At 64.6% G+C, this 2,760-nt stretch carries 1 protein-coding gene; it reads left to right on the top strand.

Annotated features, from left to right (window positions below; genetic code table 11):
- Positions 1 to 2,694, top strand: a 2,694-nt coding sequence (locus tag ACPLUI_RS14955) for an efflux RND transporter permease subunit (RefSeq protein WP_424661034.1), incomplete at its 5' end; no start/stop codon positions are given.
- Between the last annotated feature and the right edge of the window lie 66 nt (positions 2,695 to 2,760).

The raw sequence follows: 2,760 nt of genomic DNA, 5'->3' as shown, positions 1-2,760 counted from the left end.
TTGAAACAGCTCGTCGACGACGTGGTCCAGCCCCGGCTGGAGCGGGTCAGCGGCGTGGCCAGCGTCTGGTCGGCCGGGGGAGTGGAGCGCGAGATCCGGGTGCTGGTGGACCCGGTCCGGCTGGCGGGGTACGGCCTGACCCTGAACGGTGTGACCCAGGCCCTGGCGGCGGATAACCTGAACGTTTCCGGGGGTACCGTGCAGGACGGCACAAGAGACCTGCTGGTGCGGGTGACCGGTGAGTTCAGGGACCTGGACCAGGTGCGCCAGGTGGTGGTGGGGGCCCCGGGCGGGCAGCCGGTGCACCTGGGTGATGTGGCCCGCGTGGAAGACGGGCAGAAGAAGATGACCCAGTTCAGCCGGGTGGACGGCAAGCCCGGCCTGACGGTCTACATCCAGAAGCAGAGCGGTGCCAATACGGTCCAGGTGGCCCGGGCGGTTCGCAACACGCTGGATGATTTAAAGAAGGAGCTGCCCGAGGTACGCTTTGACGTGGTGCTGGACCAGTCGCAGTTCATCGAGCGGAGCATCAACCATGTAGTCAAGGAAATCCTGGTGGGCGGTTTCCTGGCCATGCTGGTGATGTGGGTTTTCCTGCGCAACCTGCGCAGCACCCTGATCATCTCTACGGCCATTCCCATTTCTATCATCGGCACCTTTGTGCTGATCTATTTCAACAACATGACCCTTAACATGATCACCATGGGTGGCCTCGCGCTGGGGGTCGGCCTGATCGTGGACGACGCTATCGTGGTGCTGGAGAACATCTACCGCCACCGCCAGCTGGGCTACGGCTTGGTTGAGGCCGCGCGGGTGGCTACCGACGAGGTGGGAGGGGCGGTCATCGCCTCCACGCTGACGACCATGGCCGTCTTCCTGCCCGTGGTCTTTGTGAAGGGCCTGGCGGCCCAGTTGTTCACCCCCCTGGCCCTGACCGTTTCGTTTGCTATTTTTACCTCGCTGGTGGTCTCTCTGACCGTGACGCCCCTGATGGCCAGCCGCTGGTTGTACCTGGAGGGGGAGCTCCCACCGGCGGCGGGTGGGGCCGCGCCCGGGCAGCGCTGGCGGAAACTCTTCGAGCTGTCCGGGCGATGGTTCAACAACCTGAACAGCGCCTACCGCCGGTTGCTGGAGTGGGCGCTCGACCACCGGCGGCTGGTGGTCATCACCGTGGCGGTCCTTTTTGTCCTGAGCCTGGCGGCCTTTCCCCTGGTGGGCTTCGAGTTCATGCCTTCCATGGACCAGGGGCAGGTGAGCATAACCGTGGAAATGCCCCGGGGTACCTCCCTGGACGAAACCAACCGGGTGGCTGCCCGTATCGAGAAGATGGTGGCGGCGCCCTGGGTGGAGAGCGTTTTTACCGGGGTGGGCTTTACCGGCACCCAGGGCATGTGGGGTGAAAGTTCCGGCGACGTCGCCCAGATCATCCTGCAGTTGGTGGACAAATCCCGGCGCAGCGTGACCGCCAGCGAAGTGGCCGAAATTGTGAGGCAGCGGCTGAAGGAGATACCCGGCGCGAAGATCTCGGTGAGCGCTGTGGAAGCAGCCGGGGGGATGATGAACAGCGGTGCCCCTGTGCAGATCAAGGTGCGCGGTGATGATATGGCCACGCTGGCCCGGTTGGGCGACCGGGTGGCGGATCTGGTGCGCCGCGTGCCCGGCACCCGGGAAGTGACCAGCAGCCTGCAGGAGGGACGCCCGGAGGTGCAGGTGCTGGTGAACCGCGACCGGGCGGCGGCCTTCGGACTGTCGCCGGCGGAGATAGCCGCTACCGTACGCACCGCCGTTGACGGTAATGTGGCCACGCGCTACCGCACCGGCGGGGAAGAAGTGGATATCCGGGTACAGCTCCGTGACGGGTCGGTCACCCGCCTGCCGGACCTGTCCGGTCTGACCATCTTATCCCCCACCGGCACGTGCGTACCTTTAAGCCAGGTGGCGGATATAGTGGAGACCCGGGGTCCCCACGCCATTGACCGGGAAGGACAGACACGTCTGGTAACCGTTAGCGCGCAACTGGCGGGCCGGGACCTGGGCAGCGTGATGAAGGACATCCGGGCCGGGTTGAAGAGCCTCACCCTGCCGCCGGGCTACACTGTGGAATTCGGCGGCCAGCAGCAGCAGATGGCTGAAACCTTCGGCGACCTGAGTCTGGCCCTGGTGCTGGCGGTGGTCCTGGTGTACCTGGTGATGGTGGCCCAGTTCGAGTCTGCGCTGTACCCCTTCATCATCATGTTTTCCGTGCCCGTAACCATGGTGGGCGTGACCTTCAGCCTGCTGGTTACCGGCCGCGCTTTCTCGGTGCCCGCCTTCATCGGCCTGATCATGCTGGTGGGCATCGTGGTGAAAAACGCTATAGTTTTCGTGGATTACGTGAACATACTGCGCCGGCGGGGTATGGAGCGCCGGGAGGCCATATTGAAAGCCGGCCCCACCCGCCTGCGTCCCATCCTGATGACGGCGCTCACGGCCATCCTGGCCATGCTGCCCATGGCCCTGGGCATAGGTACGGGGTCCGAGGGGCAGGCGCCCATGGCCACGGTGGTCTCCGGAGGGCTGGCCTTTTCCACCCTTATCACACTGGTGCTGGTGCCCGTGGTTTATACCATTCTGGACGACTGGAAGGAGCGCTGGCAGACCCGGTGGGCCGGGAGGCGGGTCACCGGAACGCTGCGGCAGGTCGCGAAAGAGTGAGGCCCTGCCATACGCCATGTCTGCCAGGAAAGGAGGGTGCGGTTTGAAAAATAAAAAAGCGATCAT

Origin of the sequence: Desulfofundulus sp., from assembly GCF_049701015.1 — a bacterium.
Taxonomy (GTDB): domain Bacteria; phylum Bacillota; class Desulfotomaculia; order Desulfotomaculales; family Desulfovirgulaceae; genus Desulfofundulus.
Note: the sequence above shows the minus strand (reverse complement) of the source record. Positions and strands in the feature narration are given on the sequence as shown.